The 23,854-nt window shown below is 55.6% G+C and carries 20 protein-coding genes and 1 riboswitch; of the genes, 14 read left to right on the forward strand and 6 right to left on the reverse strand.

Annotated features, from left to right (window positions below; genetic code table 11):
- Positions 1-41: 41 nt before the first annotated feature.
- A riboswitch (TPP riboswitch) is annotated at positions 42-137 on the reverse strand.
- 35 nt (positions 138-172) lie between these two features.
- Positions 173-1,834 (reverse strand): HTH-type transcriptional regulator SgrR, encoded by a 1,662-nt coding sequence (sgrR, locus tag K5Y32_RS17160; RefSeq protein ID WP_222185258.1) that lies wholly within the window; start codon positions 1,832-1,834, stop codon positions 173-175.
- Between the two features lie 256 nt (positions 1,835-2,090).
- On the opposite strand from sgrR, the gene K5Y32_RS17165 reads away from it, so the two are divergent.
- Positions 2,091-3,278 (forward strand): MFS transporter, encoded by a 1,188-nt coding sequence (locus tag K5Y32_RS17165; RefSeq protein ID WP_222185259.1) that lies wholly within the window; start codon positions 2,091-2,093, stop codon positions 3,276-3,278.
- Between the two features lie 36 nt (positions 3,279-3,314).
- Here the strand turns inward: K5Y32_RS17165 and leuD are convergent, their stop codons facing one another.
- From leuD to leuL, 5 genes are all read right to left on the reverse strand, one after another.
- A complete protein-coding gene (gene leuD / locus K5Y32_RS17170; RefSeq protein ID WP_101762126.1) occupies positions 3,315-3,920 on the reverse strand; it encodes a 3-isopropylmalate dehydratase small subunit in 606 nt (201 codons plus the stop codon).
- A 3-nt stretch (positions 3,921-3,923) separates the two neighbouring features.
- Positions 3,924-5,330 carry a 3-isopropylmalate dehydratase large subunit gene (leuC, locus tag K5Y32_RS17175; protein ID WP_101762125.1) on the reverse strand — a complete coding sequence of 469 codons (1,407 nt, stop codon included), beginning with the start codon at positions 5,328-5,330 and terminating at the stop codon, positions 3,924-3,926.
- A 4-nt stretch (positions 5,331-5,334) separates the two neighbouring features.
- Positions 5,335-6,426 (reverse strand): 3-isopropylmalate dehydrogenase, encoded by a 1,092-nt coding sequence (gene leuB, locus K5Y32_RS17180; RefSeq protein ID WP_101762124.1) that lies wholly within the window; start codon positions 6,424-6,426, stop codon positions 5,335-5,337.
- A 2-nt stretch (positions 6,427-6,428) separates the two neighbouring features.
- Entirely contained in the window at positions 6,429-7,991 is a 1,563-nt protein-coding gene (gene leuA, locus K5Y32_RS17185; protein WP_101762123.1) for a 2-isopropylmalate synthase, read from the reverse strand.
- A 93-nt stretch (positions 7,992-8,084) separates the two neighbouring features.
- Positions 8,085-8,168: a leu operon leader peptide gene (gene leuL / locus K5Y32_RS25065; protein ID WP_099686952.1), complete on the reverse strand. Its 84-nt coding sequence runs from the start codon at positions 8,166-8,168 to the stop codon at positions 8,085-8,087.
- 732 nt (positions 8,169-8,900) lie between these two features.
- On the opposite strand from leuL, the gene ilvI reads away from it, so the two are divergent.
- The 13 genes from ilvI (at position 8,901) to murG (ending at position 23,817) form a co-directional block, all read left to right on the forward strand.
- On the forward strand, positions 8,901-10,625 hold the full coding sequence (gene ilvI / locus K5Y32_RS17195) for an acetolactate synthase 3 large subunit (protein WP_137385150.1): 1,725 nt from the start codon (positions 8,901-8,903) through the stop codon (positions 10,623-10,625).
- Between the two features lie 2 nt (positions 10,626-10,627).
- A complete protein-coding gene (ilvN, locus tag K5Y32_RS17200; protein WP_008108620.1) occupies positions 10,628-11,119 on the forward strand; it encodes an acetolactate synthase small subunit in 492 nt (163 codons plus the stop codon).
- Positions 11,120-11,316: 197 nt separating this feature from the next.
- A complete protein-coding gene (gene cra / locus K5Y32_RS17205; RefSeq protein ID WP_176970712.1) occupies positions 11,317-12,327 on the forward strand; it encodes a catabolite repressor/activator in 1,011 nt (336 codons plus the stop codon).
- 491 nt (positions 12,328-12,818) lie between these two features.
- Positions 12,819-13,277, forward strand: a complete 459-nt coding sequence (gene mraZ / locus K5Y32_RS17210) for a division/cell wall cluster transcriptional repressor MraZ (protein ID WP_007885013.1) — start codon at positions 12,819-12,821, stop codon at positions 13,275-13,277.
- 2 nt (positions 13,278-13,279) lie between these two features.
- Positions 13,280-14,221, forward strand: coding sequence for a 16S rRNA (cytosine(1402)-N(4))-methyltransferase RsmH (gene rsmH, locus K5Y32_RS17215; protein ID WP_222185261.1), 942 nt, complete (start codon positions 13,280-13,282; stop codon positions 14,219-14,221).
- The gene (gene ftsL / locus K5Y32_RS17220; protein WP_101762119.1) at positions 14,218-14,538 is read left to right on the forward strand and encodes a cell division protein FtsL; all 321 of its coding nucleotides are present in this window, start codon (positions 14,218-14,220) and stop codon (positions 14,536-14,538) included. The genes rsmH and ftsL overlap by 4 nt, the downstream gene beginning before the upstream one ends.
- A gap of 16 nt (positions 14,539-14,554) precedes the next feature.
- On the forward strand, positions 14,555-16,321 hold the full coding sequence (locus K5Y32_RS17225) for a peptidoglycan glycosyltransferase FtsI (protein ID WP_222185262.1): 1,767 nt from the start codon (positions 14,555-14,557) through the stop codon (positions 16,319-16,321).
- Positions 16,308-17,795, forward strand: a complete 1,488-nt coding sequence (gene murE / locus K5Y32_RS17230; RefSeq protein ID WP_137385152.1) for a UDP-N-acetylmuramoyl-L-alanyl-D-glutamate--2,6-diaminopimelate ligase — start codon at positions 16,308-16,310, stop codon at positions 17,793-17,795. The genes K5Y32_RS17225 and murE overlap by 14 nt, the downstream gene beginning before the upstream one ends.
- Positions 17,792-19,153 carry a UDP-N-acetylmuramoyl-tripeptide--D-alanyl-D-alanine ligase gene (gene murF, locus K5Y32_RS17235; protein WP_222185263.1) on the forward strand — a complete coding sequence of 454 codons (1,362 nt, stop codon included), beginning with the start codon at positions 17,792-17,794 and terminating at the stop codon, positions 19,151-19,153. Before murE ends, murF begins: the two co-directional genes overlap by 4 nt.
- Positions 19,147-20,229 (forward strand): phospho-N-acetylmuramoyl-pentapeptide-transferase, encoded by a 1,083-nt coding sequence (gene mraY, locus K5Y32_RS17240; protein WP_007888613.1) that lies wholly within the window; start codon positions 19,147-19,149, stop codon positions 20,227-20,229. Before murF ends, mraY begins: the two co-directional genes overlap by 7 nt.
- 2 nt (positions 20,230-20,231) lie before the next feature.
- Complete coding sequence (murD, locus tag K5Y32_RS17245; protein ID WP_222185264.1) at positions 20,232-21,548, forward strand: UDP-N-acetylmuramoyl-L-alanine--D-glutamate ligase; 1,317 nt, start codon at positions 20,232-20,234, stop codon at positions 21,546-21,548.
- A complete protein-coding gene (ftsW, locus tag K5Y32_RS17250; protein WP_222185265.1) occupies positions 21,548-22,762 on the forward strand; it encodes a cell division protein FtsW in 1,215 nt (404 codons plus the stop codon). The genes murD and ftsW overlap by 1 nt, the downstream gene beginning before the upstream one ends.
- Positions 22,759-23,817 carry an undecaprenyldiphospho-muramoylpentapeptide beta-N-acetylglucosaminyltransferase gene (gene murG, locus K5Y32_RS17255; RefSeq protein WP_222185266.1) on the forward strand — a complete coding sequence of 353 codons (1,059 nt, stop codon included), beginning with the start codon at positions 22,759-22,761 and terminating at the stop codon, positions 23,815-23,817. Before ftsW ends, murG begins: the two co-directional genes overlap by 4 nt.
- Positions 23,818-23,854: the final 37 nt, after the last annotated feature.

Here is a 23,854-nt window from a genome sequence, read left to right on the forward strand (position 1 = left end):
GCTCCTTGAGGAGAAGAGATGTTGAGTCGCAAAGGATCTGAGGAGTGAGGCATCTCAAATCCCTACGCCGGTATTAGCCGGATCAGGTTCGACGGGTTTCTCTCAGCCCTGATATCAAGGCACCCCGTTGAGAACGGCTCATTCTAGACATTTATATGACAGCGCGAAAGGATCACAGCTCCGGTGGTGCAAACCAGGCTGATTTGAAGTCAAACCAGCCGAGCGTATTCAGTCGCACGCCGCGCATACTGCGTTGCCCTTCCAGCAGCAGCCAGTGATGGAACAGCGGATGCAGATAGTCGCGGTCGATCAGCTGTTTGCTCCATTCCGCCAGCGGTAACGCTTTCTGCCGCCAGCGCGCGGCATCGGCTTGCCAGTCAATCGGTATGCAGTGATGCATCAACGGCAATTCGAACAGTTGCGCAAAAAGCGCGTACTCCAGCGGCAGGGTAAAGTTGACGCTGCCAAGCCAGATATCACTTTCACCTTCGCCCTCGAACCACGCTTCGTAGCTCACGACACGAGTAATTAGCTCAACACCTTGCTGCGCCAGCAGCGGTCGCAGCGCGTTAGCGATACCTTCATGCTCAACGTGATGGCTGTACCAGCTCAGCGTCAGCTGAGTTAAGCCTGCCGGTTTATCGGCGGAGGTGAGATCGCGGCGATGGTGCCAGCGCGGCAGCAAGCCATAAGCCGGGAACCAGTAACGCTGATAGCCGACGCCAGCATGATTCAGTAAGGCGATGGGATTAAACAGATAGCTTACCCAGCGGCGGAAATGCGCATCGCGACCCAACTCGGAGCGCTGATCGTACAGCAGGAAGTAGCAGCCTTCTTCCAGACGACTCTCTTCCGATTTTTCATCGGCGGTTTCGCCTTGCAATTTAACCCCGGCATACACCAGCTCGTCGCTGATCTCCGGCAGCACCCAAATCGACACATCGTCAATCAGCGCGCGATAGCCAAAGTAATCATCAAAGGCGGCGATTTTCAGCTGCGTTTGCTGGTTGCGCACCACGCTGTACGGACCGGTGCCAAGCGGCTGGCGGGCAAACTGGCGTAACGTGGGCCATTCGCGCGGCAGGATCATCGCGCTGACGCTGGCCAGCAGCCACGGCAACCAATCGTCCGGCTGGTTCAGATGAATATCCAACGTCCAGGGCGCGGGCGAATCCAGTTTACTGATGTGAGAAAACAGCGGCTGGCTACGCACGCGCTCCAGCGAAGCAATCACATCCGCCATTTCCAGTTCACGGCCATGATGAAAACGAATCGCCGGGCGCAGAAAGAAACGCCACTGCAGCGGCGAGGTTTGCTGCCAGTGATGGGCGATATCGGGTTCGATTTCCCCCTTTTCCTCATTTATGCGCATCAGGCCGTTGAAAATTTGTCGCGCCAGATGGGTTTCCGAACGGCGCAGCGGCGAACCGGGTAGCAGATTGGGCAGCGGGCGATAATAGAGCACGCGCAGGATGTGTTTACCCTGGCGGAAGCTGCGGCCTAAATGTGCCGCAATCATCTGGCGCACCTGGTTTTTATCGCCCACCAGCTGCACTAACTGTTCGATACGATCTTGTTCCAGCAGGTCCTCGGCGCGCTGCTGCTGGAGCGCCAGGCCGGTGTAGCAAAAACTCAGCATTGAGCGCTTGCCGCGTCCCGCTTCTGCCTGCCAAATCAGCCAGCCTTGGCTTTGCATGGCGTTGAGCAGGTTACGCATATGGCGACGCGAGCAGTGCAGCAGATCGGCCAGCTCGCTGAGCGTGGTTTCCTGATCCTGCCCCTGACAGCTTTGCCATAGGCGGATAAATTGCTGTTGCAGACGTGAAGAGGACATAAAAGGGGAACTCCTTGTCAGAATCGCTCAGTTTTTCCTGCCTCATATTAGAGGCATACTGCCCGGCAATGGAAGAGCGGGAGGCATTCAGCAATGAATGGCGCTCTGCCAGCGGTTCCGCCGACGTGGAACCTCTTTCTGAGTAGGGTGCATTTTCACCGCCAGCAGCGCTTTATCTGCTGGCTTTTTTCGTTTTGCTGTAGAATCTTCTACCCTCATTTCTCTACCTATTTTTTATTCGCAAAGGGATTTCTGCATGAAATCGCTGTTAACGCGTCAACGTCGCATCAATCCGGTCTACCTCTCGTTTATGGCGGTGTCGTTTATGACCGGCGTGGCCGGTGCACTTCAGGCGCCGACGCTGAGCCTGTTTCTGACGCGCGAAGTACAGGTAAGTCCGTTCTGGGTCGGCTTGTTCTTTACCATCAATGCGATCGCGGGGATTGTGGTCAGCCTGCTGATGGCGAAACGCTCCGATAATCAGGGCGATCGCCGCAACCTGATTCTGTTTTGCTGCCTGATGGCGACGCTGAATGCGCTGCTGTTTGCCTTCAATCGCCACTATTTAACGCTGGTGACGCTGGGCGTGTTTTTGTCGGCGCTGGCCAGCGTGTCGATTCCGCAGGTGTTCGCCCTCGCGCGGGAATATGCCGATCAGTCGGCGCGTGAAGTGGTGATGTTCAGCTCGGTGATGCGTGCGCAGCTGTCGTTGGCATGGGTGATCGGGCCACCGCTGTCGTTTGCGCTGGCGCTCAATTACGGTTTTGTGACGCTGTTTTGCGTGGCGGCGGGGATTTTCCTGCTAAGCATGCTGCTAATCTGGCGCACCTTGCCCTCGGTGCCGCGCGTGGTGGCCTCGCCTGAAGAGGTGCTGACGCAGCTGAGCCCGTGGAAGGACAGTCAGGTGCGGTTGCTGTTTATCGCCTCCGTCACCATGTGGGCGTGCAACACCATGTATATCATTGATATGCCGCTGTATATCAGTACCACGCTTGGCCTGCCGGAGAAGCTGGCGGGATTGCTGATGGGCACCGCCGCCGGGCTGGAGATTCCGATCATGCTGCTGGCCGGCCATTACGCGCGGCGCACCGGCAAACGCAACCTGATGCTGCTGGCGCTGGTGGCGGCGATTGTGTTTTATCTCGGATTGGTGATGTTCCAGTCGCGGACAGCGTTGATGGTGCTGCAACTTTTTAATGCCGCGTTTGTTGGCATCATCGCCGGAATTGGCATGTTGTGGTTCCAGGATTTAATGCCGGGCCGCGCAGGTGCGGCGACGACGCTGTTCACCACCTCAATTTCCACCGGCATGATTATCGCTGGCATCATTCAGGGCACCATGAGTGAACGCTTTGGTCATGAGTCGGTTTACTGGCTGGCGTTGGGGCTGGCGGTGCTGGCGTTGGGATTGGCGTCGCGCGTGCGGGATGTGGTTGATAGCTAGCAAAGAGAAGGGCGACAGGATGTCGCCCTTGTTGCCTCAGCGTAAGAACGCGGGCTGATTGGTCTCGTAGCTGGAGATAGACGCTTCGTGTTGCAGCGTCAGGCCAATGCTGTCGAGGCCGTTGATCATGCAGTGACGGCGGAAGCTGTCGATTTCGAAGCTATAAGTCTTATCGCCTGCGGTTACAGTTTGCGCTTCCAGATCCACGGTGAAGGTGATGCCCGGCTGCGCGGCAACCAGTTTGAACATCTCATCCACTTCTTCATCGCTCAGCTTCACCGGCAGCAGCTGGTTGTTAAAGCTGTTGCCGTAGAAAATGTCGGCGAAGCTTGGCGCAATCACCACATGGAAGCCGAAGTCGGTCAGCGCCCAGGGTGCGTGCTCACGTGATGAACCACAGCCAAAGTTCTCACGCGCCAGCAAAATGCTGGTGCCTTTGAACTCCGGTTTGTTCAGGACAAAGCTGGCGGTTGGCACGGTGCCCGCATCATCTTCAAAACGCCAGTCGTGGAACAGATGCGCGCCAAAACCGGTGCGCGTCACTTTCTGCAGGAACTGCTTTGGAATAATGGCATCAGTATCGACGTTGGCCGCATCCAATGGCGCCACAATGCCGGTGTGTTGAGTAAATTTGTTCGCCATGGCTTACGCTCCCTGAGTCAATTCACGAATGTCGGCAAAGCGACCGGTTACGGCAGCCGCAGCAGCCATTGCCGGGCTCACCAGGTGAGTACGTCCACCGCGGCCCTGACGGCCTTCAAAGTTACGGTTGCTGGTTGATGCGCAACGTTCGCCTGGATTGAGGCGGTCGTTGTTCATGGCCAGACACATGGAGCAACCCGGTAAACGCCATTCAAAACCGGCTTCGAGGAAGATTTTGTCCAGACCTTCGGCTTCGGCTTGTGCTTTTACCGGACCCGAACCTGGCACCACCATCGCCACCACGCCCGGCGCCACTTTACGGCCTTTGGCAATCGCAGCAGCGGCGCGCAAATCTTCAATACGTGAGTTGGTGCAGGAACCGATAAACACTTTATCGATCGCCACGTCAGTCAGTTTGATGCCGGGCTGCAGATCCATGTAAGCCAGCGCTTTCTCTGCTGAGGCGCGCTCAACCGGATCGGCAAAGGATTGTGGATTCGGAATCGCTTGATCTACCGCCATTACCTGGCCTGGATTGGTGCCCCAGGTCACTTGCGGAGCGATATCTTCCGCGTGCAGCGTGACGATGCTGTCGAATTTGGCATCGCTGTCAGACTTCAGCGTGCGCCAGTAAGCGACCGCTTGTTCCCACTGCTCGCCCTTCGGCGAGAACTGCTTGTCTTTCAGATAATTGAAAGTGGTGTCGTCTGGCGCGACCAGGCCCGCTTTGGCGCCCATTTCAATCGCCATGTTACACAGCGTCATGCGGCCTTCCATGCTCAGCGCTTCGATCGCTGGGCCACAGAATTCGACAACGTGACCGGTACCGCCAGCGCTGCCGGTTTTACCGATAATGGCCAACACAATGTCTTTGGCGGTAATGCCTGGCGCCGCTTCGCCCAGCACTTCAATCTTCATGGTCTTCGCGCGGCCCTGTTTCAGGGTTTGCGTGGCAAACACGTGCTCAACTTCGGAAGTACCGATACCGAATGCCAGCGAACCAAACGCGCCGTGCGTGGCGGTGTGGGAATCACCGCAGACGATGGTCATGCCCGGCAACGTCATACCTTGCTCTGGCCCAATGACGTGCACGATGCCCTGGAATGGGTGATTCAGGTCATACAGCTGAATGCCGAACTCAGCACAGTTTTTCATCAGCTCTTGCATCTGAATACGCGCCATCTCGCCAGACGCATTGATGTCTTTGGTCTGCGTCGAAACGTTGTGATCCATGGTGGCGAAGGTTTTCGACGGCTGACGCACTTTGCGCCCGTGCGCACGCAGACCATCAAAGGCCTGCGGCGACGTCACTTCATGGATCAGATGGCGATCGATATAGAGTAACGGCGTTTCGTTCGGGGTTTCGTTAACGACATGTGCATCAAATAACTTCTGATATAAGCTTTTCATTTTATTATTTTTCCTCGGCGATGAAACCGGCAATGATGCTGCCCATCTCATCTGTGCTCACGGCTTTGCCGTCACCGGCCAAATCACGGGTGCGATAACCTGCTTCCAGCGCACGGCTCACGGCGCGTTCAATGCTTGCGGCGGCTTCATCCGCATTCAGGCTGTAACGCAACAGCAGTGACAGCGACAGAATCTGCGCAATCGGGTTAGCGATGTTCTGACCGGCGATATCCGGTGCGGAACCGCCCGCTGGCTCAAACAGGCCAAAACCTTCTTCATTCAGGCTGGCGGAAGGCAGCAAGCCCATTGAACCGGTAATCATCGCGCATTCATCTGACAGGATGTCGCCAAACAGGTTAGAACACAGCAGCACGTCAAACTGTGATGGATCTTTAATCAGCTGCATGGTGGCGTTATCGATGTACATGTGGCTCAACTGCACATCCGGATAATCTTTTGCCACTTCGTTCACAATTTCGCGCCACATGACGGAAGTCTGCAAAACGTTGGCTTTGTCAATTGAGGTGACGATGTTGCGACGCTTACGCGCGGATTCAAACGCGATACGCGCGATGCGCTCGATTTCGAAACGATGATAAACCTCAGTATCGAAAGCGCGCTCGTGCGGGCCGCTGCCTTCGCGGCCTTTCGGCTGACCGAAGTAGATGCCGCCGGTCAGTTCACGCACGCACAGGATGTCGAAACCGCGTCCGGCGATATCGCTACGCAGCGGGCAGAACGCTTCCAGACCTTTATACAGTGCCGCAGGGCGCAGGTTGCTGAACAGCTTGAAGTGCTTACGCAGCGGCAACAGCGCACCGCGCTCAGGTTGCTGCGCAGGTGGCAGATGTTCCCATTTCGGGCCACCTACCGAGCCAAAAAGAATTGCATCTGCCTGCTCTGCGCCGGCAACGGTAGCCGGTGGCAGCGGTTCACCGTGACGATCGATGGCGATACCGCCAACATCATATTCGCTGGTGGTGATACGCATGTCGAAACGCGTACGAATTGCATCGAGAACTTTCATGGCCTGCGCCATCACTTCCGGACCAATTCCGTCGCCTGGCAATACCGCGATATGAGAAGACTTAGACATAGTTACACCGTTTCCTTCTGATCTTTAAATTTACGCTGCAGTTCTTTTTCCACCTGCTTAGCACGCCAAATATTGTTCAACGCGTTCACCATCGCTTTCGCCGATGATTCGACGATATCGGTCGCCAGGCCAACGCCGTGGAATTTACGACCGTTGTAGTTGACCACGATATCGACCTGACCCAGCGCGTTCTCGCCGTGGCCTTTCGCCGTCAGCTTGTAGTTAATCAGCTCGGCTTCAAAGCCGGTGATGCGGTTGATCGCCTGATAGACCGCATCAACCGGACCGTTACCGGTTGCGGCGTCCGCTTTGGTCTCTTCACCGCAGCCCAACTGCACGGAGGCCGTTGCGGTTACGCTGGAGCCGGTCTGCACGTTGAATTCATTGAGCTCGAAATATTCCGGCTCTTCGTTCTGCTTGTTGATGAAGGCCAACGCTTCCAGGTCGTAATCGAACACCTGACCTTTCTTGTCGGCCAGCTTCAGGAAGGCGTCGTACAACGTGTCGAGGTTGTAATCGGACTCTTTGTAACCCATCTCTTCCATGCGGTGTTTCACCGCAGCGCGGCCAGAACGGGAAGTCAGGTTCAGCTGGATTTTGTGCAGGCCGATAGATTCTGGCGTCAGGATTTCGTAGTTTTCGCGGTTCTTCAGCACGCCATCCTGGTGAATACCGGAAGAGTGGGCGAAGGCGTTAGAACCGACCACCGCTTTGTTGGCTGGAATCGGCATGTTGCAGATTTGGCTCACGGTTTGGCTGGTGCGGTAGATTTCCTGATGATTGATATTGGTGTGGACGTTCATGATCTGCTGGCGGGTTTTGATCGCCATAATCACTTCTTCAAGCGCACAGTTACCGGCGCGCTCGCCTAAACCGTTCAGCGTACCTTCAACCTGACGCGCACCGGCCAATACCGCAGCGATGGCGTTGCCGGTCGCCATACCCAAATCGTCGTGGGTATGAACCGACAAGATGGCTTTATCGATATTTGGAACGCGTGCCACCAGTTGGCCAATGATGTTGGCGTATTCGCCTGGCAAAGTGTAGCCGACGGTGTCCGGAATGTTGATGGTGGTTGCACCGGCATTGATCGCGGCTTCAACCATGCGGCACAAATCGTCGATTGGCGTACGCCCGCCATCTTCACAGGAAAACTCAACGTCGTCGGTGTAGTTGCGGGCGCGTTTGATCATGTGCACTGCGCGTTCAATCACTTCTGGCAGCGTGCTGCGCAGTTTGGTGGCGATGTGCATCGGCGAAGTCGCGATGAAGGTGTGAATACGGAACGCTTCAGCCACACGCAGTGATTCGTAAGCGGCGTCAATGTCCTTCTCAACGCAGCGTGCCAGTCCGCAGACGCGGCTGTTTTTAATGGTACGAGCGATGGTTTGTACGGATTCAAAATCGCCTGGAGAGGAAACGGGGAAGCCCACTTCCATCACATCCACGCCCATACGTTCCAACGCCAGAGCGATTTGCAGTTTTTCTTTAACACTCAGGCTGGCCTGTAAAGCCTGTTCGCCATCACGCAGAGTGGTATCGAAAATAATAACTTGCTGGCTCATCGTAATCTTCCTTATGCATTAACTTTGCCGGTGCTACGAGCATAAAAAAACCCGCGCATTGGCGCGGGTTTCTTAAACTTCTGCAGGTTCGAATCAGTTATTGATTCCGCCCACGAGTCTACCGCGCAAACTGGATGCGTTTAGTAGTAGACCGAGTAGGCGAAAAGAATGAAACATGAGTCCAACCTCGTAAATTGAGTGCTGCACATATTGGTACTGGAATTGACGTGTGAAGTCAACCTTAAGTGCAAGGGTATTTCTGTGAGGTAAGAAGGGCGATGTGCTGTGATTTTTCGGCTGCGCAGAGCAATGACATTAATTAGCAACAGAATAAGTGAATCCATCCACTTAAAAAATCGTTTAGAAAATAGAATTTATTTTAAATTGTTGATAATTAACATCTTAAGTCGCTAATGCGCATTGCTGATAAAACAAGATTAGGCTTGTTGTTAAGAAGAATATGATGTGAACGGACCGTTTTATAGATAATCACGCCAGAAAGTAATTATCACAAAAGATTGTGGACTGAGTGGTCTGGCAATATGAAAATCATATTTCTTACAACACGCTGCAAATAATCTTTAAACCAGCATTTTCCTCTGTGGTTATGACGAAGCATTAGTTTAATCCTCGCAGGCAATAATCACGCATCAGTGCCTTTATTGCCGGATCGGGCGCGACGTGGCGTCCTGGCGTTTGCAGGGCGGGTTGTCTGCGGTTATGGTAATCGACCTACTCTCAAATAATTAACTCAAGTAGATTCCCTGTACCTGGAAGGCGGATAGAGCGCCGCCTTCTGAGCATAAACATAAGGTTTTGATCTTAATTGGCGATCGGGGGCCGGATAGCAGTGGCGTGCGGGAGACGCGAACGTCAGTGGATTCAGTCCCTCAAGCCTGGAGGCAGAAAATGGAGATGTTGTCAGGAGCCGAAATGGTCGTCCGTTCGTTAATCGATCAGGGCGTTAAGCAGGTATTCGGTTATCCGGGCGGAGCGGTGCTCGATATTTACGATGCGCTGCAAACGGTAGGTGGTATTGACCACGTATTAGTCCGTCATGAACAAGGCGCGGTGCATATGGCCGATGGCCTTGCGCGTGCGACCGGTGAAGTGGGCGTGGTGCTAGTGACTTCCGGTCCGGGCGCCACCAACGCGATTACCGGTATTGCAACCGCCTATATGGATTCGATCCCGATGGTAATTCTGTCGGGTCAGGTGCCTTCGTCACTGATTGGTTACGATGCGTTCCAGGAGTGCGACATGGTCGGCATCTCCCGTCCGGTGGTGAAACACAGCTTCCTGGTGAAAAACGCCGAAGAGATCCCAACCGTGCTGAAAAAGGCCTTCTGGCTGGCAGCCAGCGGTCGTCCGGGACCGGTGGTTATCGACCTGCCTAAAGATATCCTCAATCCAGCCAACAAACTGCCCTACGTCTGGCCGGAAACGGTGAGCATGCGCTCATACAATCCGACCATTCAGGGCCATAAAGGACAGATCAAGCGCGCGCTGCAAACATTACTGGCAGCACACAAGCCGGTGATTTACGCCGGCGGCGGGGCGATTATGTCGGGCTGCGAAGCTGAACTGCTGCAGCTGGCAGAGCAACTGAATATTCCGGTGACGACTTCGCTGATGGGGCTGGGCGTGTTCCCTGGCACGCATCGCCAGTGCGTCGGCATGCTGGGGATGCACGGCACTTACGAAGCCAACATGACCATGCACAATGCCGATTTGATCTTCGGTATTGGCGTGCGCTTCGACGACCGCACCACCAACAATCTGGCGAAGTACTGCCCGAACGCCACCATCATGCATATCGATGTCGATCCGACGTCGATCTCCAAAACGGTCAGCGCCGACATTCCAATCGTTGGCGATGCGAAGCAGACGCTGGCACAGATGTTAGAGCTGCTGGCGCAAAGCGATGCGAAGCAGGAACTTGATAGCCTGCGCGACTGGTGGCAGACCATAGAAGGCTGGCGCGGTCGCAAGTGCCTGGAATTCGATCGTACCAGCGACAAAATCAAACCGCAGGCAGTCATCGAGACCATCTGTCGTTTGACCAAAGGCGAAGCTTACGTGACGTCTGACGTTGGTCAGCATCAGATGTTTGCCGCACTTTACTACCAGTTCGACAAGCCGCGTCGCTGGATCAACTCCGGCGGCTTAGGCACCATGGGCTTCGGCTTGCCTGCAGCGTTAGGCGTGAAGATGGCGCTGCCGGATGAGACGGTTATCTGCGTGACCGGCGATGGCAGTATCCAGATGAACATTCAGGAGCTGTCGACCGCGTTGCAGTACGATTTACCGGTGCTGGTATTGAACCTCAACAACGGCTTCCTCGGCATGGTTAAGCAGTGGCAGGACATGATTTACTCGGGCCGCCACTCGCAGTCCTACATGCAATCGCTGCCTGACTTCGTGCGTCTGGCCGAAGCGTATGGGCATGTGGGCATTTCCATTGCGCATCCGGCGGAGCTGGAAGAGAAGCTGCAGCTAGCACTGGATACGCTGGCGAAAGGCCGTCTGGTGTTTGTCGATGTAAACATTGACGGCAGCGAGCACGTTTACCCGATGCAAATTCGTGGTGGTTCGATGGATGAGATGTGGTTGAGCAAAACGGAGAGGACTTAATTATGCGTCGTATTTTATCGGTTCTGCTGGAAAACGAATCCGGCGCATTGTCCCGCGTAGTGGGACTGTTCTCTCAACGTGGTTACAACATCGAAAGCCTTACTGTCGCGCCAACCGATGATCCGACTTTGTCACGCATGACGATTCAAACGGTCGGCGATGAGAAAGTGCTGGAACAGATCGAGAAGCAACTACACAAGTTGGTGGACGTGTTACGTGTCAGCGAGCTGGGTCAGGGCGCTTACGTTGAGCGTGAGATTATGCTGGTGAAAATCCAGGCCAGCGGTTACGGCCGTGAAGAAGTGAAGCGCAGCGCGGAAATTTTCCGTGGTCAGATTATCGATGTGACGCCAACGCTTTACACGGTTCAGCTGGCGGGCACCAGCGATAAACTCGATGCGTTTCTTAACACCGTGCGTGACGTGGCAGAAATTGTCGAAGTGGCGCGCTCAGGAATCGTGGGTGTGTCGCGCGGCGATCGCGTGATGCGTTAATCACCCAAAGTAACGATTTCATCTGATTCTAACCCGGCGAAATGCCGGGTTTTTTTATTTTATGCGCTTAACCAGGATGCGAGAGAAAAGCGGTTGCTCGGCGTAGTTTTCTGCGGTTAGATGTTACAAATGTTTTACCCATAGCTACTCTGCGGATATTTTCGTCAGCGCTGGCTTATCAGAATTAAGGTGTCACCGTGAAACTGGATGAAATTGCGCGCCTGGCAGGCGTGTCGCGCACCACCGCCAGCTATGTAATTAATGGCAAAGCGCGGCAGTATCGTGTCAGCGAAAAAACCGTCGAAAAAGTGATGGCGGTGGTGCGTGAACACAACTATCACCCCAATGCCGTCGCGGCTGGGCTGCGCGCCGGACGCACACGTTCAATTGGCTTGGTGATCCCCGATCTGGAAAACACCAGTTACACGCGCATTGCGAACTATCTGGAGCGTCAGGCGCGTCAGCGCGGCTATCAGCTGCTGATTGCCTGCTCAGAAGATCAGCCGGACAACGAAATGCGCTGCATCGAGCATCTATTGCAGCGCCAGGTTGATGCCATCATCGTTTCGACTTCACTGCCGCCAGAGCATCCGTTCTATCAGCGTTGGATCAACGATCCTTTACCGATTATCGCGCTGGACCGTGCGCTGGATCGTGAACACTTTACCAGCGTAGTGGGTGCCGATCAGGACGACGCACAAGCGTTGGCGGCTGAATTGCGTCAGCTACCAGTGAAAAACGTGCTGTTCCTCGGCGCGCTGCCTGAGTTGTCGGTCAGCTTCCTGCGTGAACTCGGCTTCCGCGATGCGTGGAAAGATGATGAGCGGCCGATTGATTATATCTACTGCAACAGTTTCGATCGTGCCGCCGCTGCCACGCTGTTTGAGAAGTACCTTGAGGATCATCCGATGCCGGAGGCGCTGTTCACCACTTCGTTTGGGCTGCTGCAGGGCGTAATGGACATTACGCTAAAGCGTGATGGTCGCCTGCCGACCGATTTGGCGATCGCCACTTTTGGCGACCATGAATTGCTGGATTTCCTCGAGTGCCCGGTGCTGGCGGTGGGGCAACGTCATCGCGACGTGGCTGAGCGCGTGCTGGAACTGGTTTTAGCCTCGCTGGATGAACCGCGTAAACCCAAGCCAGGTTTAACCCGTATTCGCCGTAATTTATTCCGCCGCGGACAATTAAGCCGCCGCCCTAAATGAAATGCTGGGCAGTTCGCTGCCCAGCATTAATTAACCTGCAGATATTTCCTGAGAACTTCCCGGCGTAAATAAGCGTAAATAATCGCCACTCCAGCTAACAATTTAACCTTGCTGACTTTTCTTAATTGTTTACATGTTCATCAGCGAGGCGTAGCTGAGCTGGCGCGACGATGCTGGGCTTCCTTTCAGAAATCCCCTAAAATGCCGCCGCTGTCGCAGATTGCGAGGCAATTATATTTTTGCGTCAAAGCGCTTTATTTTTCGCCATTTATCATCGTGCGGAAATTTTTATTCAATTATTCATCAGGTTAATTTTTTATTTTGCGAATCCATGTCGATTAATTCCCTCATTGATTAATTTCACCCGATGTAAATAGTGATATTCACTTGCCGTTGCGGCTTGACAAGGATTTCATCGGCTCCGTAAACTCGTTTCGTGGTAAAAAGTGGGATAAAGTGGTGAAAACGGGTGAGTGAGGGATAAGGCTGGCATGTTCCGTGGAGCAACGTTAGTCAATCTCGACAGCAAAGGACGATTAGCAGTACCAACGCGCTATCGTGAATTGCTTGTCGCAGAGTCTCAGGGGCAAATGGTATGCACCATTGACCTCCACCAGCCATGCCTGCTGCTTTATACCCTGCCCGAATGGGAAATCATTGAGAAAAAGCTGTCTCGCTTATCCAGCATGAATCCTGCCGAGCGTCGCGTACAGCGGCTGCTGTTGGGACATGCCAGTGAATGCCAGATGGATAATGCGGGTCGTTTGTTGTTGGCGAACACGTTACGTCAACACGCCGGCCTGACCAAAGAAGTGATGCTGGTTGGACAGTTCAACAAGTTTGAGCTGTGGGATGAACAGACCTGGTATCAACAAGTTAAGGATGATATTGACACAGAACAGTCGGCTCAGGAGCCTTTATCTGAGCGGTTGCAGGACTTGTCGCTATAGCTATGCAGGAAAATTTCAAACACACCACAGTGCTGCTGGATGAGGCGGTAAACGGCCTCAATATCAGGGAAGACGGCATTTATATCGATGGCACTTTTGGTCGCGGCGGTCACTCGCGCTTAATCCTTTCGCAGCTTGGCGAGAAAGGGCAACTGATAGCGATTGATCGCGATCCGCAAGCGATAGCCGCAGCCGCTGAGATAAAAGATCCACGTTTCTCGATCGTCCACGGTCCGTTTTCGGCTTTGGCGGAATACGTCGAAGAGCGCGGGCTGACCGGCAAGATCGATGGCGTTCTGCTCGATCTGGGCGTCTCTTCTCCGCAACTGGATGATGCTGAACGCGGCTTCTCCTTTATGCGTGATGGACCGCTGGATATGCGCATGGACCCAACGCGCGGGCAATCGGCCGCCGAATGGCTGATGAGCGCGGAAGAGGCGGATATCGCTTTCGTGATCAAGACCTACGGTGAAGAGCGTTTCGGTAAACGTATTGCGCGCGCCATCGTTGAACGCAACCGCGACCAGCCGATGACACGCACCAAAGAGCTGGCGACGGTGATTGCCGCCGCAATGCCCGTCAAAGATAAATTTAAGCATCCGGCAACGCGTACTTTCCAGGCGATTCGCATCTGGATCAACAGTGAGCTGGACGAGATCGATACCGCGCTGAAAGGGGCATTATCGGTTCTCGCGCCAGGCGGCAGGTTGTCGATCATCAGCTTCCACTCACTGGAAGATCGCTTAGTGAAGCGTTTTATGCGCGATCAGAGCCGCGGTCCTCAGGTGCCAGCAGGCATTCCGATGACGGAGTCGCAGCTTAAAGCCTTAGGCGGCCGTGAACTTAAAACGCTGGGCAAACTGATTCCTGGTGAAGCCGAAGTGAACGAAAACCCACGTGCGCGCAGTTCGGTGTTGCGTATCGCGGAGCGAACGGCCTTATGATTGGCAACGAGCGCCACAGCTTACCCGGTGTCATTGGTGGGGACTTGCTGCGATTTGGCAAGATCCCGCTGTTGCTGTTGATCGCGGTACTGGTGTCCTCGGTAATGGTCGTGACCACCACGCATAAGACGCGCCTGTTAACGGCGCAGCGTGAACAGCTGGTGCTGGAGCGTGATGCGCTTGATATCGAATGGCGCAACCTGATTCTTGAAGAGAACGCACTTGGCGATCACAGCCGCGTAGAGCGTATAGCAACCGATAAACTGCAAATGCAGCATGTTGATCCTTCGCAGGAAAATATTGTGGTGCAGAAATAAGGAATCGCAGAACTCAATGAGTGGCGCAGGCAAAACGCTGAAGTTAAAAAAACAAGAAGATAAGGCCAGCTTTGTAAGCTGGCGCTTTGCGTTACTGTGCGGGTGCATTTTACTGGCGCTGGGCGGACTGCTGTCGCGCGTAGCGTGGCTGCAGGTGATCAACCCTGACAAGCTGGTGAAAGAGGGCGATTTGCGTTCGCTGCGCGTGCAATCGGTGCCAACCTCGCGCGGTATGATCAGCGATCGTGCCGGTCGTCCGCTGGCGGTGAGCGTGCCGGTGAATGCGATCTGGGCCGATCCGAAAGAGCTGACCGAACACGGCGGCGTCTCGCTGGATAGTCGCTGGAAAGCGCTGTCGGATGCGTTATCGATCCCGCTCGATCAGCTTGCTGCACGTATCAATGCCAACCCGAAAGGGCGCTTTGTCTATCTGGCGCGCCAGGTGAATCCAGCGATTGGCGAGTATGTGAAAAAGCTTAAGCTGCCGGGCATCTATCTGCGTGAAGAGTCGCGCCGCTACTATCCGGCGGGCCAGGTGACCGCGCACCTGATTGGTTTCACCAACATTGATGGCCAGGGCATTGAAGGCATCGAAAAGAGCTTCGACAAATGGCTGACTGGCGCACCGGGTGAACGTACGGTGCGTAAAGACCGCAACGGCCGCGTCATTGAAGATATCTCCTCGGTAGACAGCCGCGCCGCGCATAACCTGACGCTAAGCATTGATGAACGTCTGCAGGCGCTGGTGTACCGCGAACTGAATAATGCCGTGGCGTTTAATAAAGCCGAATCAGGCACCGCGGTGCTGGTGGATGTAAACACCGGCGAAGTGCTGGCGATGGCGAACAGCCCCGCTTACAACCCGAATAATCTCAGCAACACGCCGAAAGACGTGATGCGTAACCGCGCTATTACCGACATCTTCGAGCCAGGTTCCACCGTGAAACCGATGGTGGTGATGACGGCTTTGCAGCGCGGTGTGGTGAAAGAGAACAGCGTACTGAATACCGTGCCGTACCGCGTCAATGGTCATGAGATCAAAGACGTGGCGCGCTACAACGAATTGACCCTTACCGGGGTTTTACAGAAGTCGAGTAACGTCGGGGTTTCACGTTTGGCGTTAGCGATGCCCTCCTCAGCACTTGTAGATACTTACGCGCGCTTTGGACTGGGTAAACCGACCAATTTGGGGCTGGTCGGGGAAAGTAGTGGCTTATACCCTCAAAAACAACGGTGGTCTGACATAGAGAGGGCCACCTTCTCTTTCGGCTACGGGCTAATGGTAACGCCGTTACAGTTAGCGCGAGTCTACGCAACCATTGGCAGCTACGGCATCAATCGCCCGCTGTCGATCACCAAAGTTGACCCGCCAGTGGCGGGTGAACGCGTTTTCCAGGAAGACCTGGTGAAAACGGTGATGCACATGATGGAAAGCGTTGCGTTGCCTGGCGGTGGTGGGGTGAAAGCCGCCATCAAGGGCTATCGCATTGCCATCAAAACCGGTACCGCCAAGAAAGTTGGACCGGATGGACGTTACGTCAACAAATACATTGCTTATACCGCAGGCGTTGCGCCTGCCAGCCGTCCTCGTTTTGCGCTGGTGGTGGTGATCAACGATCCCCAGGCCGGTAAATATTATGGTGGTGCGGTTTCAGCACCGGTGTTTGGCGCCATCATGGGCGGCGTATTGCGTACCATGAATATCGAACCTGATGCGCTGCCAACAGTTGATAAGAACGAGTTGGTGAAGAATAGAAGTGAGGAATCAAGTGACAGATCGTAACCTGCGCGACTTACTGGCCCCGTGGGTGCCGGGTGCGCCGGCGCGTCCACTCCGTGACATGACACTAGATAGCCGCGCGGCGGCTTCTGGCGATCTGTTTATCGCCGTGGCGGGCCATCATGCTGATGGACGTCGTTTTATTCCGCAGGCTATTGCACAAGGCGTAGCGGCAGTGATTGCCGAAGCCGAAGGCGAAGCCAGCGATGGAGATATCCGCGAGATGCATGGCGTCCCGGTTATCTATCTGGCGCAGTTGCAGCAGCGTCTCTCTGCACTGGCCGGACGCTTTTATCAGCAGCCTGCAAGCAAACTGAAATTGATTGGTGTTACTGGCACCAACGGCAAAACCACCACCACGCAATTGATGGCGCAGTGGGCCAATCTGCTCGGTGAAACCGGCGCAGTGATGGGCACGGTAGGCAATGGCCTTTACGGTCAACTGGTGGCAACCGAAAACACCACCGGTTCTGCGGTGGATGTGCAGCATGTGCTGAATGATTTAGTCGGGCAGGGCGCAACCCTAACGGCAATGGAAGTCTCCTCACACGGTTTGGTGCAGCATCGCGTTGCCGCCTTGCCGTTTGCGGCCGCGGTGTTTACTAACCTGAGCCGCGATCACCTCGATTATCACGGTGATATGCAGAGTTATGAATCCGCTAAATGGTTACTGTTCTCTGAGCATCAGGTCGCTGAAGCCATCATCAACGCTGATGATGAAGTGGGGCGTCGCTGGCTGGCAAAATTGCCGGATGCGGTAGCGGTCACCATGGAAGACAATCTGCAATCGGGCTGTCATGGCCGCTGGCTGAAAGCTACGGCGGTGGATTATCACGACGGCGGTGCGCATATTCAGTTCAGCTCCAGCTGGGGCAACGGCGAGTTTGATAGCCGCCTGATGGGCGCTTTCAACGTGAGCAACCTATTGCTGGCGCTGGGTACGCTGCTGGCGCTGGATTATCCGCTTGATGCGCTGGTTGCCACTGCACCGCAGCTGCAGCCGGTGTGTGGTCGCATGGAAGTATTCACTGCGCCAGACAAACCTACGGTGGTTGTCGATTACGCTCACACGCCGGATGCGCTGGAAAAAGCGCTGGAAGCGGCGCGTCTGCACTGTAAAGGCCAGCTGTGGTGCGTGTTTGGCTGCGGTGGCGATCGTGACAAAGGCAAACGTCCGCTAATGGGCGCGATTGCTGAGCAATTCTCCGACATCGTCGTGATCACCGACGATAATCCACGCAGCGAAGAGCCGATGGCGATTGTGAATGACATTCTCACCGGCTTGCTCGATCCGGGCCGCGCACGCGTGGTTTCCGGTCGTGCGCAGGCGGTCACCAACGCCGTGATGCAAGCCGGCGCCGATGACATCGTGTTGGTAGCCGGAAAAGGCCACGAAGATTATCAAATCATTGGCAACCGCCGTTTGGATTACTCCGACCGCGACACCGTCGCCCGTTTGTTGGGGGTGATGGCATGATTCCCGTTTCTCTCAATACGCTGGCCGAAATCAGCGGCGGTCAACTGCACGGCGCTGATTTAACCCTTGCCGATGTCACCACCGATACTCGCAAAGTTACCGCCGGCAGCCTGTTTGTGGCGCTAGTGGGCGAACGTTTTGATGCTCATGATTTCGCTAACGATGCCATTACTAAGGGCGCACAGGCGCTGCTGGTCAGTCAACTGCTGCCGGTTTCTGTCCCGCAAGTGGTTGTGGCTGATACGCGGATTGCTTTTGGGCAACTCGCCGCGTGGGTACGCCAACAGGCGAAAGCTCGCGTGGTTGCGCTGACCGGTTCATCTGGCAAAACCTCGGTCAAAGAGATGACCGCCGCGATTTTGCGCCAGTGTGGCGAAACGCTTTACACCGCTGGCAACCTGAACAACGACTTCGGCGTACCGATGACGCTGCTGCGTCTCACTAAAGAGCATGCTTATGCGGTGATCGAACTGGGTGCCAACCATCAGGGTGAAATTGCCTACACCACCGATCTGGTGCGTCCGGAAACTGCGCTGGTGAATAACCTTGCTGCCGCCCATCTGGAAGGCTTTGGTTCGCTGGCGGGTGTGGCGAAAGCCAAAGGCGAAATTTTTGGCGGCTTGCCGGTACACGGCACCGCGATCGTTAACGCTGACAGCAACGATCTGGCCAACTGGCAATCACAATTTGTAGACAAAACTTTGTGGCGCTTCTCGCCGCAGCCGATGGCTGATGCAGAGTTCCGCGCCAGTGAAATCGTGCTGCGTGCCGATGCCACGCTATTTACGCTGCACACGCCACGCGGTGATACCGCCGTGGAACTGCCGCTGCCAGGCCGTCATAACATCGCGAATGCGTTAGCCGCTGCAGCGCTGGCATTGTCAGTAGATGCGCCGCTAACGGCGATTCAAGCTGGCCTTAAAACCTTGCAGCCTGTTCCTGGTCGACTGTTCCCGATTCGTCTGGCGGCAAATCAGTTGCTGCTGGATGACAGCTACAATGCCAACGTCGGTTCCATGACTGCCGCCGCGCAGGTGCTGGGCGATATGCCTGGCTACCGCGTGATGGTGGTGGGCGATATGGCGGAGCTGGGCGATGAAGCCGAACTGTGTCATCGCCAGGTCGGCGATGCGGCCAAAGCGGCCGGTGTCGATCGCGTGCTTAGCACCGGAACGCTGAGCCAGCTGATTGGCGAAAGCAGCGGTAAAGGCGAGCATTTCGCCACGAAAGCCGCGCTGACTGAACGTTTACGCACATTGCTGTCCGAACATCAGGACATCACTATTTTGGTTAAAGGTTCACGTAGTGCCGCCATGGAGCAGGTAGTACAGAGCTTACAGGAGAAAGGAACATGCTAGTCTGGCTGGCCGAACATTTGGTCGCATTTTATTCCGGCTTTAACGTCTTCTCGTATCTGACGTTTCGCGCCATTGTCAGCCTGCTGACCGCCTTGTTCATTTCTCTGTGGATGGGCCCGCGCCTGATTGCCTGGCTGCAGAAACTGCAGATCGGTCAGGTGGTGCGTAACGACGGTCCAGAGTCACACTTCAGCAAGCGCGGCACGCCAACCATGGGCGGCGTGATGATCCTCACCTCCATCACCATTTCGGTACTGATGTGGGCCTATCCGTCCAATCCGTACGTCTGGTGCGTACTGGTGGTGCTGGTCGGTTTTGGCATCATCGGCTTTGTGGATGACTATCGTAAGGTGGTGCGCAAAGACACCAAAGGCCTGATCGCGCGCTGGAAATATTTCTGGATGTCAGTGATTTCGCTGGCGGTTGCGTTCGCGCTGTTTATCGCCGGAAAAGATACGCCTGCAACGCAGCTGGTGGTGCCATTCTTTAAAGACGTGATGCCGCAGCTGGGCCTGTTCTACGTGGTGCTGGCCTACTTCGTGATTGTCGGTACCGGCAACGCGGTTAACTTAACGGATGGCCTTGATGGCTTAGCCATTATGCCAACGGTGTTCGTGGCAGCAGGCTTTGCGCTGGTGGCGTGGGCGACCGGTAACGTCAAGTTTGCCGAATATCTGCACATTCCTTATTTACGGCACGCGGGCGAATTAGTGATTGTCTGCACCGCGATTGTCGGAGCCGGACTCGGATTTTTGTGGTTCAACACCTATCCAGCGCAAGTGTTCATGGGCGATGTCGGCTCTCTGGCGCTGGGTGGCGCGCTCGGCACCATCGCCGTGCTGCTGCGTCAGGAATTCTTGCTGTTAATCATGGGCGGCGTGTTTGTGGTCGAAACGCTGTCGGTGATTCTGCAGGTGGGATCGTTCAAGCTGCGCGGTCAACGCATTTTCCGTATGGCGCCGATTCATCATCACTATGAATTAAAAGGCTGGCCGGAGCCGCGCGTCATCGTGCGCTTCTGGATTATTTCGCTGATGCTGGTGCTGATTGGCCTGGCAACGCTGAAGGTACGTTAATCATGGCTGACTATCGGGGCAGAAAAGTCGTCATCATTGGATTAGGCATTACTGGCCTCTCCTGTGTTGATTTCTTCCTCACGCAAGGCGTAACGCCACGCGTGATGGATACCCGTGTCTCGCCGCCGGGGCTGGACAAACTGCCAGCCTCGGTTGAGCGCTATGTTGGCGGTATTAATAGCGATTGGCTGCTGGCCTCCGATCTGATTATCGCCAGCCCCGGCATCGCGCTGGCGCATTCTGCCTTGAGCGAAGCCGCCGATGCCGGGATTGAAATCATTGGCGATATCGAGCTGTTCTGTCGTGAAGCGCAGGCACCGATTGTGGCGATTACCGGTTCCAACGGCAAAAGCACCGTGACGACGCTGGTGGGCGAAATGGCGCGTGCTGCAGGTTGGCAGGTGGGCGTGGGCGGCAACATCGGTTTGCCAGCGTTAACGCTGTTGAAATCGCCAGCACAGCTTTATGTACTCGAACTCTCCAGCTTCCAGCTGGAAACCACCCACAGCCTGAAAGCGGCTGCGGCGACGATCCTCAATCTCACCGAGGATCATATGGATCGCTATCCGCTCGGCATGCAGCAGTATCGTGCCGCCAAGCTGCGCATTTACGAAAACGCCAGCGTCTGTGTAGTGAATGCTGACGATGGCATGACCATGCCGGTGCGCGGTGTTGATCAGCGCTGCGTGAGCTTCGGCATCAACCTCGGCGATTATCATCTCAATCAGCAGCAGGGCAGCACCTGGCTGCGGGCGAAGGGCGAGAAAGTCCTGAACACCGATGAGATGACGCTGGTTGGTCAACACAATTACACCAACGCGCTGGCAGCGCTGGCATTGGCCGACGCAGTGAACATTCCGCGCGCTTCCAGCCTGAAAGCGTTAACCACCTTTACCGGCCTGGCGCACCGCTTCCAACTGGTGCATGAAGCCAACGGTGTGCGCTGGATTAACGATTCCAAAGCCACCAACGTTGGCAGCACCGAAGCGGCGCTGAATGGCCTGCAGGTAAAAGGCACCTTGTGGCTGCTGCTGGGCGGCGACGGCAAATCGGCTGATTTCAGCCCGCTGGCGCGCTATCTGCAGGGCGACAATGTGAAGCTGTTCTGTTTTGGGCGTGATGGCGATGCGTTAGCGGCATTGCGTCCGGAGATCGCCACGCGCACTGAAACCATGCAGCAGGCGATGACGCAGATTGCCGCCCAGGTTAAAGCCGGCGATATGGTGCTGTTATCACCGGCCTGCGCCAGCCTTGACCAGTTCCGTAATTTTGAACAGCGCGGCGATCAGTTCGCGCAACTGGCGAAGGAGTTGAGCTGATGCGCATTCCTGGAGCCGGTATCGCCAACTATCTGTCGTTGCGCCTGCGTGAATGGGTGATGGGCGCGCGCGACAATGATGATGCGCCGGTGGTGCTGTACGATCGCACGTTGCTGTGGCTGACCTTTGGGCTGGCGCTGATTGGTTTTGTGATGGTGACGTCGGCGTCGATGCCGGTCGGTCAACGTCTGAATGAAGATCCGTTCTACTTTGCCAAGCGTGATGCATTCTATATCGCTTTGGCGTTTGGTATGGCGCTGGTGACCTTGCGCATCCCGATGGATTTCTGGCAGCGCTACAGCAACGTGATGCTGATGGTGTCCGTGGTGATGCTGCTGATCGTATTGGTCGTCGGTAGCTCGGTGAACGGTGCATCGCGCTGGATTGCCCTTGGCCCGCTGCGTATTCAGCCGGCCGAGCTTTCGAAGTTGACGCTGTTCTGCTATCTCGCCAGCTATCTGGTGCGCAAAGTCGAAGAGGTGCGTAACAACTTCTGGGGCTTCTGTAAGCCGATGGGCGTGATGGTGGTGCTGGCCGTGCTGCTGCTGGCGCAGCCGGATCTCGGTACCGTCGTTGTGCTGTTTGTTACCACGCTGGCGATGCTGTTCCTCGCCGGGGCGAAAATGTGGCAGTTCCTGGCGATCATCGGCTCCGGCATTTTCGCTGTAGTGCTGCTGATCATCGCCGAACCGTACCGTATGCGCCGTGTGACCTCCTTCTGGAACCCGTGGGAAGATCCCTTCGGCAGCGGCTACCAGCTGACGCAATCGTTGATGGCGTTTGGGCGCGGTGAGTTCTGGGGGCAGGGCTTAGGCAACTCGGTACAGAAACTGGAATATCTGCCGGAAGCACATACCGACTTTATCTTCTCCATCATCGGTGAAGAGTTGGGTTATGTCGGTGTGGTTTTAGCGCTGTTGATGGTATTCTTCGTCGCTTTTCGCGCGATGTCGATTGGTCGCCGTGCTCTGGAGATCGATCAGCGCTTCTCAGGCTTCCTCGCTTGCTCAATTGGCGTGTGGTTTAGCTTCCAGGCGCTGGTTAACGTGGGTGCGGCCGCAGGTATGCTGCCAACCAAAGGTCTGACGCTGCCGCTGATCAGTTACGGTGGTTCGAGTCTGATCATCATGTCGACCGCCATCGTATTTTTATTGCGCATAGATTATGAAACGCGTTTGGCAAAAGCGCAGGCGTTTACCCGAGGTGCACGATGAGTGGCAAACGGTTGATGGTCATGGCAGGCGGTACTGGCGGACATGTGTTCCCCGGTCTGGCCGTTGCCCATCACCTGATGGAACAAGGCTGGCAGGTGCGCTGGCTGGGAACCGCTGACCGAATGGAAGCGGATTTGGTGCCGAAACACGGCATTGAAATTGATTTTATCCGCATCAGCGGTTTACGCGGTAAAGGTGTTAAAGCGCAGTTGCTGGCACCGGTACGCATCTTCAATGCATGGCGCCAGGCGCGTCGCATCATGAAGAGCTGGCAGCCGGATGTGGTGCTGGGAATGGGCGGCTACGTTTCGGGTCCTGGCGGCTTAGCGGCGTGGAGCTGCGGTATTCCGGTGGTGCTGCATGAGCAGAACGGCATTGCCGGACTGACCAACAAGTGGCTGGCGAAGATCGCCACCAAAGTGATGCAGGCGTTTCCGGGGGCGTTTCCAAATGCTGAAGTGGTTGGCAATCCGGTGCGTACCGATGTGTTAGCGCTGCCGTTACCGGCAGAGCGCCTAAGTGCACGTTTCGGCCCGATACGCGTGCTGGTAGTCGGCGGCAGCCAGGGCGCGCGCATCCTCAACCAGACCGTGCCGCAAGTGGCCGCAGAGTTGGGTGGAGCCATTACGGTTTGGCATCAAACCGGTAAAGGCGGACTGGAAACCGTGCAGCAGGCTTACCGCGCAGCGGGCCAGCCGCAGCATAAAGTCACGGAGTTTATCGATGACATGGCCGAAGCTTACGCCTGGGCCGATGTCGTAGTGTGCCGTTCGGGCGCATTGACGGTAAGCGAAGTGGCGGCCGCAGGTTTACCGGCGATTTTCGTACCGTTTCAGCACAAAGATCGTCAGCAGTACTGGAATGCGCTGCCGCTGGAAAAAGCGGGCGCAGCCAAAATTTTCGAGCAGCCGCAGTTCACCGCGGCTGTGGTAGCGGACACGCTGCGTCACTGGGATCGCACCACATTGTTGGCGATGGCAGAAAAAGCCCGTCAGGTCGCGATTCCCGATGCAACCGAGCGGGTTGCAAATGAAGTGGCGCGCGCCGCGAAGTAAATTAATCGGCCAGTTGATTTGGCCCGTACCCTTAGCA

Origin of the sequence: Pantoea sp. DY-15 (genome assembly GCF_019795935.1) — a bacterium.
Lineage (GTDB): Bacteria > Pseudomonadota > Gammaproteobacteria > Enterobacterales > Enterobacteriaceae > Pantoea > Pantoea leporis.

Bases quoted from the DNA above. Each gene is read 5' to 3' on its own strand.
- ftsW (WP_222185265.1), top strand. From the start codon at position 21,548: ATGCGCATTCCTGGAGCCGGTATCGCCAACTATCTGTCGTTGCGCCTG.
- leuC (WP_101762125.1), bottom strand. From the start codon at position 5,330: ATGAAAAGCTTATATCAGAAGTTATTTGATGCACATGTCGTTAACGAA.
- leuL (WP_099686952.1), bottom strand. From the start codon at position 8,168: ATGTTTCATTCTTTTCGCCTACTCGGTCTACTACTAAACGCATCCAGT.
- mraY (WP_007888613.1), top strand. From the start codon at position 19,147: ATGCTAGTCTGGCTGGCCGAACATTTGGTCGCATTTTATTCCGGCTTT.
- leuA (WP_101762123.1), bottom strand. From the start codon at position 7,991: ATGAGCCAGCAAGTTATTATTTTCGATACCACTCTGCGTGATGGCGAA.
- murG (WP_222185266.1), top strand. From the start codon at position 22,759: ATGAGTGGCAAACGGTTGATGGTCATGGCAGGCGGTACTGGCGGACAT.
- sgrR (WP_222185258.1), bottom strand. From the start codon at position 1,834: ATGTCCTCTTCACGTCTGCAACAGCAATTTATCCGCCTATGGCAAAGC.
- leuB (WP_101762124.1), bottom strand. From the start codon at position 6,426: ATGTCTAAGTCTTCTCATATCGCGGTATTGCCAGGCGACGGAATTGGT.
- mraZ (WP_007885013.1), top strand. From the start codon at position 12,819: ATGTTCCGTGGAGCAACGTTAGTCAATCTCGACAGCAAAGGACGATTA.
- ilvI (WP_137385150.1), top strand. From the start codon at position 8,901: ATGGAGATGTTGTCAGGAGCCGAAATGGTCGTCCGTTCGTTAATCGAT.
- murF (WP_222185263.1), top strand. From the start codon at position 17,792: ATGATTCCCGTTTCTCTCAATACGCTGGCCGAAATCAGCGGCGGTCAA.
- ftsL (WP_101762119.1), top strand. From the start codon at position 14,218: ATGATTGGCAACGAGCGCCACAGCTTACCCGGTGTCATTGGTGGGGAC.
- K5Y32_RS17165 (WP_222185259.1), top strand. From the start codon at position 2,091: ATGAAATCGCTGTTAACGCGTCAACGTCGCATCAATCCGGTCTACCTC.
- leuD (WP_101762126.1), bottom strand. From the start codon at position 3,920: ATGGCGAACAAATTTACTCAACACACCGGCATTGTGGCGCCATTGGAT.
- K5Y32_RS17225 (WP_222185262.1), top strand. From the start codon at position 14,555: ATGAGTGGCGCAGGCAAAACGCTGAAGTTAAAAAAACAAGAAGATAAG.
- murD (WP_222185264.1), top strand. From the start codon at position 20,232: ATGGCTGACTATCGGGGCAGAAAAGTCGTCATCATTGGATTAGGCATT.
- rsmH (WP_222185261.1), top strand. From the start codon at position 13,280: ATGCAGGAAAATTTCAAACACACCACAGTGCTGCTGGATGAGGCGGTA.
- ilvN (WP_008108620.1), top strand. From the start codon at position 10,628: ATGCGTCGTATTTTATCGGTTCTGCTGGAAAACGAATCCGGCGCATTG.